The organism is Halobacteriovorax sp. RZ-2 (assembly GCF_043196685.1).
Taxonomy (GTDB): Bacteria; Bdellovibrionota; Bacteriovoracia; order Bacteriovoracales; family Bacteriovoracaceae; genus Halobacteriovorax_A.
Map to the genome: position 1 here is coordinate 391,227 of NZ_JBEBMR010000002.1, position 13,661 is coordinate 404,887.

Consider the following 13,661-nt stretch of genomic DNA (forward strand, 5'->3'; position numbering starts at 1 on the left):
ATGAAAACAATTTTAGCATTCTTAATGGCAGCATCAGCATTTGCAACAATCCCTCAAGGGACATATCTTCTTGATCGTATTGAGTGTACGACAGGAGAGACTCTTAAACTTGGTGGAGCATTTATGAGATATAATGTGACTCTTAAGGTTGAAGAGGAAAAAGCTGAAATGACGGCAATTGCAAAGAGTGCAAAGTGGGCACCATACTTACTAAATTGTACTCAAGTTAATTCAGGTGATTTCAATTATGTTGGCCCAGGTCAGTATCAAGGTGGACTTGAAATGACTAAAGTTAAGTGTAACCTTGGTGTATGGGAAGGCATTTTAAAGAAGCAACATTTTGGTGTTGAATCAAATGGATCAATCTTTGATTATGAGTATAACGACGGAAAGCTTGTTCTAAGTGTGAAAGATACTTTTACAAATTATAAGACATGTCGTGAAGCCGGTGGTTCACCAATTTATCACTACAATAAACAGTAATATTTTTATAAAGGTTGTGTCATCTTAGATGGCACAACAAATTTATCAAAGTCATCAGCACTTAAAAGTCCTAATTCAATTGCTGACTCCTTAAGCGTCGATCCCTTAGCATGTGCATTCTTTGCAATCTTAGCTGCATTATCATAGCCAATATATTGATTTAAAGCTGTCACAAGCATTAGAGAATTACTTAGATGCTTTTCAATATTTTCATGGTTTGGCTTAATTCCAATGACACAATTTTTATTAAAAGAATCCATTGAATCAGCAAGTAATGTGAGTGAGTGGAGGAAGTTGTGAATCATAACAGGTTTATAAACATTAAGCTCAAAATTTCCTTGAGTTCCAGCAAAACCGATCGTGGCATCATTACCTAGGACTTGTACACATACCATCGTCATTGCCTCACATTGTGTGGGATTTACTTTTCCTGGCATGATTGATGAGCCTGGCTCATTAGCTGGGATTGAGATTTCTCCAATCCCACAGCGTGGCCCACTGGCCAGCCACCTAATATCATTTGCAATTTTCATCAAAGCCGTAGCAAGTCTTCTCATAGCACTTGAGCCCGCAACAAGCGCATCGTGTGCTGCAAGGGATGCAAATTTATTTGGGGCCGTCACAAAATTCTTTCCTGAGATTTCAGAGATTTTTTGCGCCACTAGTTTTGCATATTCTGGATGTGTATTAAGTCCTGTTCCAACTGCTGTTGCTCCTAGAGCAAGTTCTCTTAAGTTTTCTATCGAATGGAGTATGTCTTTTCTCGCTCCTTGAAGTTGTGCTGTATAGCCGGAAAACTCTTGTCCAAGAGTAAGTGGAGTTGCATCCATTAAGTGTGTTCTTCCAATTTTTACGATATCTTGAAACTCTTTTGTTTTCTTTTCAAAGGCCGTGATAAGACGATTGAGTGATGAAATTAAACGATCTTCAATTTGTTCAACTGCTGCAATATGCATGGCCGTTGGGAAGGTGTCGTTTGATGACTGTGACTTGTTGACATCATCATTAGGGTGAATTGGTTTTTTAGATCCCATAATCCCACCGCTGATTTCAATGGCGCGGTTTGAGATAACTTCATTTGCATTCATATTTGTTTGTGTTCCAGAACCGGTTTGCCAAACAACAAGAGGGAAGTGCTCATCAAGTTTCCCTTCAATAACTTCATCAGCGGCCTGTATTATGAGAGCAGCTTTGTCTTTTGAAAGTTTTCCAAGCTCTAGGTTAGCAAGTGCTGCACCTTTTTTAAGGATTCCAAGTGCTCTGATCATTTCACGTGTAAAATGATCCCTGCCAATCTTGAAGTTTTGCAATGAACGTTGAGTTTGTGCTCCCCAGTAGCGAGAAGACTCTACTTTAATTTCACCATTACTATCGGTTTCGATTCTAAATTCCATCACATTTCCTTTCTTACTGTTTAGATTCTAGTATAGAAACTTATTAGGCCAAACCTTAAGAAAGGTTAAATATGGAATTCTTATAACTCAAATAGATCCAATGTGAAGACAACTGGAATTTCTTCCCCCGTTTCGTTTAAGACGACTTCAAAATCTTCGAGTAGCTTTAAAATTTTTTCTTTTAGCACAGGGAGGTCTTTTCTTGAAATACCAAGTAAGCTTGAATAATGAAGATCATTTTCTTTCACATCATCAACTGATTCCATGGCCTTTTGTCGCCAGTTAACATGATGGCGTGGAAGCATATCAGAGCCCTGGGGGAGATGGATTCTCGTACTACCAATGGCAAGATTGCCATTAGAGTCTATTGTGACAAAGTTTTTATCAATAAGAAAATCAAGTGCATCCTTAACAACTTTAATACTTAACTTTAAATGAGATGCGATATCCTGAGCTTCATTGAATGTAGGAAGGGCCGTTAGAATGTGAATTGCAACATAGTACCAGCTTGAGTAGTACTTCATTTGATCTTCACTCGTAAGTGTATTGGAGGCCTTTATTCGATTTGTGATCTCCTTACGCTTGTTTTGTACTTCATTAATTTTTTCGAGGAAATACTTTTCAAGTTCCACACTTCCAGCACGATCTTTTTGTACCATGAGAAGAAAATAGTCTTTTTCCTCATCCGTTAATTGTAGATAATTTGATGTTTTAATTGCATGTTCTAGAGAAAGGTGTGAGCGAAAAGTGAGTACCTGGTTGATAAAGGAAAGCTGGCAATTAAGCTCTTCGCTCAGGGATTTCCTCGTCAAATTCTTCGACTTTGGGCCAAGGCATTCTCTTAGGTATTCTCTATAGTCAGTAAAATCATAAGTATTCATAAGTTAGTATTTTATAACATAATAAGTAATAAAGTTATAACTTTTATATAGAGACGTGTCATTTATTTAGATATAAAGCCTTCACATTAATAAATACCAATGGAGGCATAAATGAAAACAGTAACTTACGTATTAATTTCTTTAATTTCACTTTCTGTGGCAGCGGCCAGCGCCTCAGATTTAAGCTCAAGAGTTCTCACTGATCAGCTAGTTATTGAAGAAGAGTTTCTAATTAATATTGAGCCTGCATCTCTTGAATGCTTTTCTGAGAATGAAAGGGGCCAGCAGGAGCTTGGTTATTGTCTTGTTCAAGGTGATTTAAAAGCGCCAAACTCAAGTTGTGACTTTATGATCTCTGTAAGGGAATCTTCATACAATGTGCTTTTGCTTCAATGTGAAGAGTAGTTGTCTAGTTCACAGACATTGGACGTAATTATTTCAAAAAGATATGTGTATCATTTAGTTGATGATAAATTTGGAGATATGATGAAAGGCCTATTTTTTATAACATCTTTATTCTTGGTTCAATCTGCACTAGCTGAGCAAGTAAAGTGTATACCATCCTTAGAAATTCCTAAGGAGATAAAGAAAGACTTTTATCAGAATTATAAAGTTCAAACTCAACGACTTGGTGTCGGAAGCAGTGGTGGTGGAGACAATATTCGCCACTACTTTATTTCTGAAGCTAGGGAAATCTTAAATGAGCTAAGAAGTCATCCCAAATCAATTAAAGGCCTGGTCTCTCTAAACAGTCTAGAGGAAATCCTCGATATCAAATTTATCAAAGTTACTTCAAAGAAGTTAATTGATAATACAGGCTCAATTGTTGATGCCTTTGCGAGGGAAGGTCAGATTACTTTAAATGAAGAGGTTTGGCTTAACTACATTAAAAGAAGTGATAATGTGAAATGGCTTGTTCTACACGAGCTTCTTAGAGCAAGTGGAGTTAATGATGATAATTATATTATCTCTAATAAAATCATCGAAAGATTACCTAGGCTAACTTTTAATAGTTACCTGGTAAAATGTGGTGATTATAAATTTATTTTGAACTCGAATATTCCTGTTGCTGCTTATGTTGGCGAAAAGTATATGAAATTAGATTCTGTTAGCATGTATGATGGGAAAGCAAGTATTAGAATTCACAAGAAGAAGCTAGAGATAAACGAGAAGACGTGTCAGAAACAGGCCGTTGCAAATGGTTTAGTGGCCCAAATCTTAGTTGAAAAAGATAAAATCCAACGAAGTCATCATATTAGAATTCATTCGAATTCGTTAAAGTGTATAAAAAGACAGGTCTACGGATTTGAAGGTGCTTTTACAGGTGTCTGCACAGTAGAAGGAGACTTAAAGGCCCCTAACTCAAGCTCAACTTTCTCGTTAAGCGCTTCAATATCAGATGGGGGCCCTAAAATACACTACAATATCAATGTTATTGATGGTGAGGGGATTGAACCTTTCTAGAGATTTATAATCCTCGCTTGAATCTTGCCATCTTTGTGAGTGAATTGAATTGATAAGTCGCTTTGCTTAACTCTCATCATCTTGTCTTGGTTCTCACAATAAGTGTCCAACCAAAAATTCATTGTGATAGTCGTCTTGTTGTCGCTGTAAGTGGGTCTTTGCCAATGGCCATTATTCAAATTAAATCCATAAACAACTTCTTTATCTCCACAAGACAAGTGCTTATAAATAGTCTCACCTAGGTGTTCAAACTTTCCATTATATGTATAACTAAGATTCGAACTAATATAGTTATTTGCATTTGAAAGTAGACGAAGTGTTAATGGTGTCCCATTAACTTCAAATTCAAAAGACTGCCAATTCTTATTCCATTGATTCCTAACTTTTGTCCCTAACTGATCCAGGAAACTATGACTGATAATTCCAATTTGATGTCCTAGTTCGTGTATTAAGATGCTAATCATTGCTGGAATATCATTCGTAATAAATTGAGACTCTTCTAAATTTATAAATATGTGACCTCGTCGACTAAAGCCTGTTTTTGCAATGCGAGAGGTAATATCAACTTCGTTGTGGAAGAAATCCCCAGCAAATTCTTTACTAACAAAGATAAGGGGTCTTTTCATATAGGCCTTAGCGATGAATGCCTGATTAATCTCTCTTAAAATTAATTCTTCTTGAGCATCGATCTGACACTCGTATTTATTGCCAAGGCAGTTAAAGATTGCATTTTGAAGATTATAATAAGCAAAGGTGAAGTTTTGTTCAACTAGTCCAGAACCATTACCAACAATATCACCTGAGCCTAGTGCTTTCATGATAGGCAGCGATTTTTTATTAAAGTTCTTTGTTAAGATATAGCTTTGGGAAGGGGTGAGCCTTTCAAGTTCTTTTGAAAAAATACAATTTGAAAATAGTAATACTGATAAAATTAAATAACTTCTCATCGTTCTTCCTAGTGCTTAACAACTTGATCCGTGTGGGAAAAGAATTGTGTATTTAGCTGATAAAGATTGTCAGCATCGTGTGTTGAAAACTTCTCATTAAAATCTTTAATAAACTCGAAGATATACTTCTTAGCTTCAGCAATATCACTTTCTTTTACTTTCATTGTGACTGCTGTTATTTGTCTCTCATTCACAGATTGTTCTTCAATTGATTCAAGAGCACGATTAATCATTCCATGATGGTGGCGTTTAATTGCTGAGCTCGGGACATCATTCGTTGTGACAAGTCCTTCTTTTAGGACAATTAAGCGACCTTCTTCATTTCTTCCGATAGTCTGAGTCTCAAGCATTGTCTCAATTGCGTACTTAATTTGATTAAGGGGAACTTTCTTTCTAAGTTTTTGATGAATCCACTGATTATCTTCAACGAATGAAGGCATTGAGATAAGTTGTTTAATTGCAAGAAAATACCAGTCACTTATCGCATTAAATTCTTTTAGACTAAGTGAAATTCCATTCTCTTTTAAGTTCAACGTGGCAATTTTCTTTAATATCTCTTTAGTGTCTTTATTCTTTCTTTGTGCTTTTTCTAGCTGAACAAGAAGCATGAAATATTGCTTCTCTTTCATATTTAATTTTAAATCTTCAGAAATTGCATTGATCATTTCAAGACTAGGGGATCTTTGTCCTTTGATGACCATTGTTAGTGAACTAGGGGATTTATACCCAAGGCGATTTGCCCAAGTTTTTAAGTTATTTGCAGTGTGGGAATAAAGGCCATCAGGCATACCGGCCTTAATAAGGAAGTCACAGTAACTTTCAAAGTCAAAAATTGAAATTCTTGGATCTTGTATTTTAAGATTTTCTTCCATTTGTTCCCTAAGTGAAGAAAGGCCCTTTAGGGAAGGGCCCTTCATCTATCTTTTAATTATTCACAAGCTTCAATTGTGTAGTTTTTCGTGAATAGTTTTCTACCTAGCTTATTGTCATGTCTTCTACCGTGAAGTGTTTTATGTACATCGATGTCGTAAGAAAGTGGGTGAGTATATGTGTATGTTTCGTACTGCATACAATATTGACGTCCATCTCTTCGACCTTGGTGTGACCAACGTACACATCTTTCTCTTTCAGATACGATTTCAGCTGTTCCATAGAAGCTTGTATAAGCAGTACAGATGCTATCTCTATCACCGCCACGGTGTTGCCATTCAACACATCTTTTAAGCATTTTTTTTGTTCTAATAGTGTCTCCATCAAGACAAGTGAAAAATACTGAAGTTGCACCACCATTATCTAGATTTAGTGCAGGCTCATTGAAAGTAACTCTCATGAAGTTGTCTTTAATAGTCTCCCATGAGTCGTGTTCAGTAGGCATACCAGCGAAAACTGATGTTGTTACAAATAATGCGGCAATAAACGTGATTAATTTTTTCATTTAATTCTCCCTATAGTTAGCTTGATTCTGTTGAATCATATGTTCTAAAAAATCTAAACTAAAACTATGTAGTGGTGAGAATTATGTAAATAAAATTTCACGATATAGCAAACAATGTTTTCACAAGATGTGAATCCTAGACTGCGATGTGAGGCCTGCCTCCCTTAGAATGAGTGGCAAGCTTCTGAAATGTTGTAGAAGTTAAAATAGTAAATTTTTTATCTTTCTTTCTTCTCGGCCAGGATTCGATCAAGTCCTCTAAAAACTTCTTCACTGGCATCTTCCATTTGTTGAAAGCCGTCAGTAATAACATCGATATTATTCTTAACATTGTCTAGATAGTTAAAAATGACCTTTGTTCCTGAGTGAACGGCCGCATGATCACCTTCAATGCAAGGAAAGCTTGATAGGCGAGAGAAGCTGGCCTTACCTTCTCCTTCATAATACCACTTTCCAAGACGACAGTTATGATGATCAACAAAGTTAAAGGCAGGCCTTTCTTCGATGACTGAAATATAAGTATTTATTTTCCAAATAACGTGGTCAAGCTTTGCTAAGCTCATGAATACTTCATCATTAGTTGCTGAAATATCTGAGAGGGCATCTTTATTCTTAACAGTTGTTTGAGAAATACTTTCATCAAATTGATTAATTTTATCGTTGATGTGATTTGTTTTATTAAGAGACTCATTTGCCGAACTTTGTAGCTGCTTTGAGATCGAGATAAAAGAATCCGTTTTACTTCTAATATTTTCTAGGAGGTCTGTAGTTGATGTTGCAAGCTTTTGAACTTCTTCTGCAACAACAGTAAAACCTTTCCCAACTTCTCCTGCACGGGCAGCTTCAACAGAAGCATTAAAAGAGAGTAACTTTGATTGGAAGGCAATTGTTGAAATCCCTTCAATTGCTTCAAGGATATCCTTCACTCCTTCTTCAATATTAAGTGAAGATTTTGAAGTGTATTCCATATTATTCTTAAGGCTTGAGACGTCTTCTAGAATCTCTTTTGAGTCTGTTCTAATACTGTCAAATGAAGCATCTACTTCAGTTAATCTATCAAGTGCTTGGGTGCTATTTCCAACTGAATCAGCTAAGTTCTTTTGAATCTGTGAAAGCCCGTCTTTCAGTTTGTAATTCTCTGTTTCTAACAGTGCAATCTTTTGCAAAAGAAAGTCATTCTCACTTATAAGCTCTTGAACCTTCCCTTGGGTACTTGCTAACTTATTAGTAAGCTCAATATGCTCTTGAGTCGGTTGTGTTTCTAATTCTTCTTTTTTGAAATATGTCTTAAATTTTAGAATTCCCATATTTAAATTATCGGAGTCTTCTAGATAAATTTAATCGGATTTAGATGATTATTATCAGGAAAAGTGAAAAAAGGCGTGAAGATTCACGCCTTTATTAATTATAGTTTTGGTAAAGCTTTAGCTTCAAGAGAACCAAGGAAGGCCTTGATACTTTCTCTGTCTTCAGCTGAGATTTCAACACCTAGTTGGTGCTTGGCCATAATAGTGATCGCCTCATCAAGTGTTTTAACACTTCCATCATGAAAGTAAGGTGCTGTCTTTGTGATATTTCTTAGAGTAGGTACCTTGAAGAAGAACTTATCATCTTCATTCTTAGTTACTTCAAAACGACCTTTATCTTTAGTCGGGTACTCTTCAGCAAGTCCTAGCTTTTGAAACATTCCACCTCCAATATTGGCACCATCGTGGCATGTCGTACATCCAATCTCATTGAATTTTTTAAGCCCAACTTTTTCTTGGTAGCTTAGAGCTGAATGATCACCGTTTAAGTACTCATCATAGCGGCTAGGTGTTAGAAGTGTCTTTTCAAAAGCACCAATGGCAACACCTACATTATTGAAGTTGAATGCTTCTTTGTTCCCAAATGCTCTTTCAAAAAGTGCTCGATACTCTTGTGTATCGATTTTCTTCATAGCATCTGAAGCCTGTGCTAATCCATGTTCAACTGGATTTAGGATAGGTCCTAATGCTTGCTCTTCGACGTCTTTTGCTCTTCCATCCCAGAACTGTAAGAAGTTTAGGGCGGCATTGTAAACTGTTGGAGAGTTACGTCCACCAAGGGTCCCATCATGACCTGGTGATGTTGGAAGATTATCGACTCCAAACTGATCAAGTTTGTGACAAGAGTTACAAGAAATGGTGTCATTTATTGATAGCTTCTTTTCAAAGTAAAGTGTCTTTCCTAAGTGAATAAGGTCTTTGTTAGATTTTGCATCAATTAAAGATGCAGGTAGTGGAGAAAGAACTCCATCAACTTCTGAAAGTAATCCCTTATCATCAAATTCTTTAACCTCTTGCTTGTTACAACTAATAGCAAGTACGAACATACCTAAAAGCATGCACTTCTTCATGTCTTCTCCCTCTTAAAAAATGGCGTTATCAACTCATTATATCGGATTTATTAAATTCTAAAATAGGTATTATTTCTCATTTAGAAAGTTAATAACCTTCTTCTCTAGAGGGGCCTTTGTTAGGCCTGCTTTTCTGGCCGTCTTAGTAGCTTCTTCTTTTGATAGTCCTTCATATTGATAGAGGTGAGTTAAATACCAAGCAGCGGCACGATTACCACTTGAGCAGTGAATATAGATCTTCTTGTCTTTGTTATTGTTAATGATTTTAGAGATCTCACTTAGAGAGTTTTCATCGATCTCCTTGTCTTTATTGAAGAAAGGAATTTGGTGATACTCAAGATTAAGCATCTTTGCTGTTGCTTCTTCATCATAACCCTTGAACTCATTCTTTCCTCTTAGATTTATAACGACTTCATAACCATCTTTCTTTGCCTTACTTAAAGTAAGCTTTGTCGGTTGTGGGGCAATTGCTAAGTGGCTTACAACTTTTGCTTCATCATATGTTGTAACAATAGGTGCTTTTTCAACATTGTGAGAAGTAGAGCATCCCGTAAAGAACAATGCCATGAGAATTGTTGTAAAAATAGCTGTCATCGATTTCATATATTATTCCTTTTTTTATTTAATTTAAAATTAGCATACACTTAAATAGTTAAATGATATTTGACCTACATCAAATATTTATTCAAGATAGTGGCATAGGATGATTTATATGGAAGAACTTATTCAATTTATACGACAAAATATGATTTTTATTTTTACTTTCGCCTTTGTCATGTGGCGAATTTATCGCTTTTTTAAGGCCAAGAACGAAGTTCAAAGAATCTTAAAAGAGAATAATTATCAATTAGTCGATGTTCGAAGCGAAGGGGAGTTTCAAGGATTCTCAATACCGAATTCAATAAATATTCCAATCGATCGCTTAGGCGCTGAATTTGAAAAACTCGACAAGAATAAGTCTGTCATTGTCTACTGTGCTTCTGGCGGAAGAAGCTCCATGGCCAGACTACACCTTATGAGACTCGGGTTTAAGAACGTAGTCAATGCTGGGGGTGTTCACGCTCTATCTCGTCTCCTAACTCAAAAATAAGGGATAAATTCGATAAAATTTACCCTAAATCAGCTTTTTGGTACCAAATATTGGTGCTTTTGTGTTAGTTATTTAAAATAGTTCAGAGGTAAACTACTTTCTCTTCATTAACTTACTTAGCAAGGAGAATGAAATGAGAAATGATGTATTTGTTGCACTAAAAGACGTAATGAAAGTTCGAAAGGTTAACTATAAGGACTTGGCCGCTCGTATCGACATGTCTGAATCGGGCCTTAAGAAGCTTATGGCCGGCCAGGACTGTTCTGTAAGTAAATTAGACCAAATATGTGATGCGCTAAATATCAATTTAGGAGAGCTGTTTTCGATTGCCCAACAGTCCAACGACTCAGTCCTAAAATTAGATGATAAACAAGAAGCTTTATTCCTAAAAAAACCAATTATCTATCACTTTTTCACAGAGTTACTTTCTAGTGATGGAGACTGGAAGGCCGTTGTTAAAAAGCACCGTCTTGATAAGAGTGAGTCTCTATCAATGCTTAGAAGTTTGGATAAGGTTAATCTCATTGAGTTGGGAGAAAATGATCGCGTAAAGCTACTATTTAAAGGAAGTGATATTAATATCTCTTCAAAATTAGGTGCTTTGGTAAGTTTTAATATTGATCGATATTTCTTCGAATATGCCCAGGAACAATTCAAGTTAGAGCAAAAGACTTCACGTGGATCTAGAGGAAGCTTTTACTTAAAAAAAGAGTCAGTCACAGACTATCTTAAGGCCCTTGATGATTTACAATTAGAATTTGCTAAGAGGTCAAAGAGAGAGGAGCTTCTTTATGGAAGTGAGAAGCTTGAAAATATAACTTTCATGTCTTATCTAGCCACTGACTTCAGGGCATCTGACTATGTATTTACTAAGTAAATAATTCAAGATCAAAGTTAATTAATATTCTAAAAGTTGTTACTTCTTTAAAAAAAAGCGCCACTTTCGTGGCGCAATTCCTTATATTGCATCTTTAAATCTTGAATCATCTGCACTAATTGAATCTGCATCAACTAATTCTAGATCTTTCTTCTTTTTAGCAAATGGCATCTTGATCACTGGCTTAACTGGACTTGCCGCTACCGGTTGCGCATCTGAAACATTTTCTCCAAATACAATCATTTGAATATCTTCGACAATTCTTGAAAGATCATTTGACTGCTCTTTCAGTTCTGCTGCCTTTGATGAAGAAGTATGTGCAACTGATGTATTCTGTTGTGTTACTGCATCAAGCTGTTGAACAGCTGTTGTGATCTCGTTTACACCTGCTGATTGCTCAGTTGATGAGGCAGCGATTTGTCTAACAGAGCTATTTACTTCATTAAAGCTTTCTAGAATCTCACTTAATACAGAGTCACATGTTTTAATCTCAACTAAACTTTCATCAACAGATTTCTTACCGTGCTCAATAATCCCAGACATTTTAGACTTTGAGTTTTCAACAGTACGATGTACTTGGCCAATACTTCTTTCAAGTAGTTCCGTAATTTCTTGGGCCGCCGTACCACTCATTGCAGCTAGGGCACCAACTTCCTCTGCTACAACCGCAAATCCTTTTCCATGCTCTCCTGCTCTGGCCGCTTCAACTGAAGCATTGAAAGACAGTAGCTTCGTTTGGAAAACAATATCATTGATAACTTTTGTTTTTTCCGAGATCTCATCAATTACTTTTGTAATATTTTGAATTTCAACATTATTTTCTTCTACACTTTGAATAAGGACTTCATTATTCTTATGAATATCCTCAATCTTATGTTTTACACTGCTTACATACTCTTTACCTTCTTGTGCCTTGGCCTGACTCTTTTCAGAAAGGTCAGAAGTCGTATTAGCATTTTCAGAGTTCCTATCGACCATCGCTGAAATTTCAGTAATTGAAGCAGATGTCTCCTGTAAACTGGCCGCTTGCTGCTCAGTTGCTGAAGAGAGATCAGATGAACTCTGTGCAAGAGCGTTTGCCGAGTTTAGAACATTATGTGCTCCAAGCTTAAGGCCCTCTGCAAGCTTTACAAGGCTATTAGAGATTGTTTTTGCAAATGTTAGAGCAAGAAGTAAAATTGCAATCCCTGAAATTGTAATTAAAGTCATGATAACCTTTCTTACTGTATAAAGTGATGCCAGTGCTTCATCTTCATCCATTTCACTTAGGATATACCAGTCAAGTCCTGCAATACTTAGTGGCTTGTATGCACTAATTACATTTATATCTCTATAATCTTCAAAGATTTCAGCTCCAGTTTTTCCTAGAACAACATTATCTGCACCAAGAGTATCAATCTTAGCTGCAAGGGCAGATGTTTTCTTCGATTTCATATAATTGATCGCGCTTTCGCTTAGACCTACTTTTTGCATAGTCTTAAAGAAGTTAGCTTCGTCTTCAACAAGAGTTCTCGAAACACTTCTCATCACTTTATCTTTACCGATAATATAAGTTTCTCCTGAGTCTCCTTGACCTTGCTCTTTCCATTTTTCATCACTTGTTAAGATTTGATTGATCTTTGCAACTGGTACTTGGAAAATTAGTACAGCACTTAACTTATCATTCTCAAAGATTGGTGCTGAGATAAACTGAGCAGGTGATTCGTAGCTTGGGTAATACTTTTGAATATCTGTAAAGAAAACAGCATCTTTAGATTTTGCATTTACTGCTAGGTTATATGCTTGCGCTAGTCCTGAACTTGCATATGGACCAGTCTTAAGGTTTGTTGCAAAGTCAGCTTCTTTGAAGACAGAATAAATAACTTCGGCCTTTTGAGCATCAATTAGAAAAATATCATAATAACCAAATTTATTTAAGTAAGTGCGAAATGCATCATGATATCTTTCATGTGTTTTAGAATAATTTGTACCATCTTTAAGTGATACTAGTGCATCTTTTGATCCTAGAGGATTATTATTAGAACTAATAAAGGCGTCTTGAAGAAGTAATTCATTCTTACTTAACTCTCTAATAATTTCACTTGTTCTATCAAATTCTTTTCCAATATTAGTTTTATTATATTGACCGCCAAACTCATTAGCATAAAAGGATGTGAGTGCTGATTTAGCTGCATTAAAGTCAGTTCTAGTTTCTATCTCAAATGATTGAAAAGATTTTTTAAATTGTCTTGCGGCATCAATCGTTGAAATATTTTGGGCCAGGGCCGAGACTTGGCCACCCATTGTCTTATATAATTCCTCGAGCTGAAAGCTGCGTCCTTCACGTATCGAAATTAGCATATTCTCAGCATTCTTATGAAGAGTCTTGTCGACATTATTTAGAACGACGAATGTTATTGTTAATGAAGGTAGTAGGCCCGCCAATAAGAACCCGAGAACCAATTTTTTGTTTAGGGAAAATTTACTAATGCTCATTAACTATCCTTTTTTATTAGCATAAAATAATATTGTTAACTGGGTTATCGAATGTTTTCTAAATAACTTTATAGAAAATATTGGCATTTTATTTGTAAATACATTGTGTTGAACGCGTCAAAGCTCAAAAAAAACGGTGTGTTAGAGGGCTTTTGCTAAAAATTGCTGATTTTTATTATAAAAAAACTCTAAGCAAAAATTATTAAGCTCTAGTAAGACTATTGTCTGAGCTTAGTTT

The 13,661-nt window shown here is 35.9% G+C and carries 14 protein-coding genes; 5 read left to right on the forward strand and 9 right to left on the reverse strand.

The window, feature by feature from the left end; genetic code table 11:
• Window positions 1-483 carry a hypothetical protein gene (locus ABMA78_RS07970; RefSeq protein ID WP_392858743.1) on the forward strand — a complete coding sequence of 161 codons (483 nt, stop codon included), beginning with the start codon at window positions 1-3 and terminating at the stop codon, window positions 481-483.
• Between the two features lie 5 nt (window positions 484-488).
• Here ABMA78_RS07970 and fumC read toward each other — a convergent pair whose 3' ends face one another.
• The gene (fumC, locus tag ABMA78_RS07975; protein ID WP_392858745.1) at window positions 489-1,877 is read right to left on the reverse strand and encodes a class II fumarate hydratase; all 1,389 of its coding nucleotides are present in this window, start codon (window positions 1,875-1,877) and stop codon (window positions 489-491) included.
• An 80-nt stretch (window positions 1,878-1,957) separates the two neighbouring features.
• Window positions 1,958-2,758 carry a TIGR02147 family protein gene (locus ABMA78_RS07980; RefSeq protein ID WP_392858748.1) on the reverse strand — a complete coding sequence of 267 codons (801 nt, stop codon included), beginning with the start codon at window positions 2,756-2,758 and terminating at the stop codon, window positions 1,958-1,960.
• A gap of 111 nt (window positions 2,759-2,869) precedes the next feature.
• Here ABMA78_RS07980 and ABMA78_RS07985 point away from each other — a divergent pair, with 111 nt between their 5' ends.
• On the forward strand, window positions 2,870-3,163 hold the full coding sequence (locus ABMA78_RS07985) for a hypothetical protein (RefSeq protein ID WP_392858751.1): 294 nt from the start codon (window positions 2,870-2,872) through the stop codon (window positions 3,161-3,163).
• Between the two features lie 81 nt (window positions 3,164-3,244).
• A complete protein-coding gene (locus ABMA78_RS07990) occupies window positions 3,245-4,222 on the forward strand; it encodes a hypothetical protein (RefSeq protein WP_392858753.1) in 978 nt (325 codons plus the stop codon).
• Here ABMA78_RS07990 and ABMA78_RS07995 read toward each other — a convergent pair.
• The 6 genes from ABMA78_RS07995 to ABMA78_RS08020 form a co-directional block, all read right to left on the reverse strand.
• Window positions 4,219-5,169 (reverse strand): hypothetical protein, encoded by a 951-nt coding sequence (locus ABMA78_RS07995; RefSeq protein WP_392858756.1) that lies wholly within the window; start codon window positions 5,167-5,169, stop codon window positions 4,219-4,221. The two genes, ABMA78_RS07990 and ABMA78_RS07995, sit on opposite strands and share 4 nt — an antisense overlap.
• Before the next feature lie 8 nt (window positions 5,170-5,177).
• A complete protein-coding gene (locus ABMA78_RS08000; protein WP_392858759.1) occupies window positions 5,178-6,041 on the reverse strand; it encodes a DUF4423 domain-containing protein in 864 nt (287 codons plus the stop codon).
• Between the two features lie 56 nt (window positions 6,042-6,097).
• Window positions 6,098-6,604, reverse strand: coding sequence for a hypothetical protein (locus ABMA78_RS08005; protein WP_392858761.1), 507 nt, complete (start codon window positions 6,602-6,604; stop codon window positions 6,098-6,100).
• A 218-nt stretch (window positions 6,605-6,822) separates the two neighbouring features.
• A complete protein-coding gene (locus ABMA78_RS08010) occupies window positions 6,823-7,911 on the reverse strand; it encodes a methyl-accepting chemotaxis protein (protein ID WP_392858762.1) in 1,089 nt (362 codons plus the stop codon).
• A gap of 98 nt (window positions 7,912-8,009) precedes the next feature.
• Complete coding sequence (locus tag ABMA78_RS08015) at window positions 8,010-8,981, reverse strand: cytochrome-c peroxidase (protein WP_392858764.1); 972 nt, start codon at window positions 8,979-8,981, stop codon at window positions 8,010-8,012.
• A gap of 69 nt (window positions 8,982-9,050) precedes the next feature.
• On the reverse strand, window positions 9,051-9,584 hold the full coding sequence (locus tag ABMA78_RS08020; protein WP_392858766.1) for a hypothetical protein: 534 nt from the start codon (window positions 9,582-9,584) through the stop codon (window positions 9,051-9,053).
• Between the two features lie 109 nt (window positions 9,585-9,693).
• Between ABMA78_RS08020 and ABMA78_RS08025 the strand changes: the two genes are divergently transcribed.
• Both ABMA78_RS08025 and ABMA78_RS08030 read left to right on the forward strand, forming a co-directional pair.
• A complete protein-coding gene (locus ABMA78_RS08025; RefSeq protein WP_392858769.1) occupies window positions 9,694-10,071 on the forward strand; it encodes a rhodanese-like domain-containing protein in 378 nt (125 codons plus the stop codon).
• A 133-nt stretch (window positions 10,072-10,204) separates the two neighbouring features.
• A complete protein-coding gene (locus ABMA78_RS08030; protein ID WP_392858770.1) occupies window positions 10,205-10,948 on the forward strand; it encodes a helix-turn-helix domain-containing protein in 744 nt (247 codons plus the stop codon).
• Window positions 10,949-11,029: 81 nt separating this feature from the next.
• Here the strand turns inward: ABMA78_RS08030 and ABMA78_RS08035 are convergent, their stop codons facing one another.
• A complete protein-coding gene (locus ABMA78_RS08035) occupies window positions 11,030-13,423 on the reverse strand; it encodes a methyl-accepting chemotaxis protein (protein ID WP_392858772.1) in 2,394 nt (797 codons plus the stop codon).
• Window positions 13,424-13,661: the final 238 nt, after the last annotated feature.

What these genes read in the sequence shown, in the direction of transcription:
- ABMA78_RS08005 (WP_392858761.1), bottom strand. Translation starts at nt 6,604, where the DNA reads ATGAAAAAATTAATCACGTTTATTGCCGCATTATTTGTAACAACATCA.
- ABMA78_RS08025 (WP_392858769.1), top strand. Translation starts at nt 9,694, where the DNA reads ATGGAAGAACTTATTCAATTTATACGACAAAATATGATTTTTATTTTT.
- ABMA78_RS07985 (WP_392858751.1), top strand. Translation starts at nt 2,870, where the DNA reads ATGAAAACAGTAACTTACGTATTAATTTCTTTAATTTCACTTTCTGTG.
- ABMA78_RS07990 (WP_392858753.1), top strand. Translation starts at nt 3,245, where the DNA reads ATGAAAGGCCTATTTTTTATAACATCTTTATTCTTGGTTCAATCTGCA.
- ABMA78_RS08000 (WP_392858759.1), bottom strand. Translation starts at nt 6,041, where the DNA reads ATGGAAGAAAATCTTAAAATACAAGATCCAAGAATTTCAATTTTTGAC.
- ABMA78_RS08035 (WP_392858772.1), bottom strand. Translation starts at nt 13,423, where the DNA reads ATGAGCATTAGTAAATTTTCCCTAAACAAAAAATTGGTTCTCGGGTTC.
- fumC (WP_392858745.1), bottom strand. Translation starts at nt 1,877, where the DNA reads ATGGAATTTAGAATCGAAACCGATAGTAATGGTGAAATTAAAGTAGAG.
- ABMA78_RS08030 (WP_392858770.1), top strand. Translation starts at nt 10,205, where the DNA reads ATGAGAAATGATGTATTTGTTGCACTAAAAGACGTAATGAAAGTTCGA.
- ABMA78_RS07970 (WP_392858743.1), top strand. Translation starts at nt 1, where the DNA reads ATGAAAACAATTTTAGCATTCTTAATGGCAGCATCAGCATTTGCAACA.
- ABMA78_RS08020 (WP_392858766.1), bottom strand. Translation starts at nt 9,584, where the DNA reads ATGAAATCGATGACAGCTATTTTTACAACAATTCTCATGGCATTGTTC.
- ABMA78_RS07995 (WP_392858756.1), bottom strand. Translation starts at nt 5,169, where the DNA reads ATGAGAAGTTATTTAATTTTATCAGTATTACTATTTTCAAATTGTATT.
- ABMA78_RS08015 (WP_392858764.1), bottom strand. Translation starts at nt 8,981, where the DNA reads ATGAAGAAGTGCATGCTTTTAGGTATGTTCGTACTTGCTATTAGTTGT.
- ABMA78_RS08010 (WP_392858762.1), bottom strand. Translation starts at nt 7,911, where the DNA reads ATGGGAATTCTAAAATTTAAGACATATTTCAAAAAAGAAGAATTAGAA.
- ABMA78_RS07980 (WP_392858748.1), bottom strand. Translation starts at nt 2,758, where the DNA reads ATGAATACTTATGATTTTACTGACTATAGAGAATACCTAAGAGAATGC.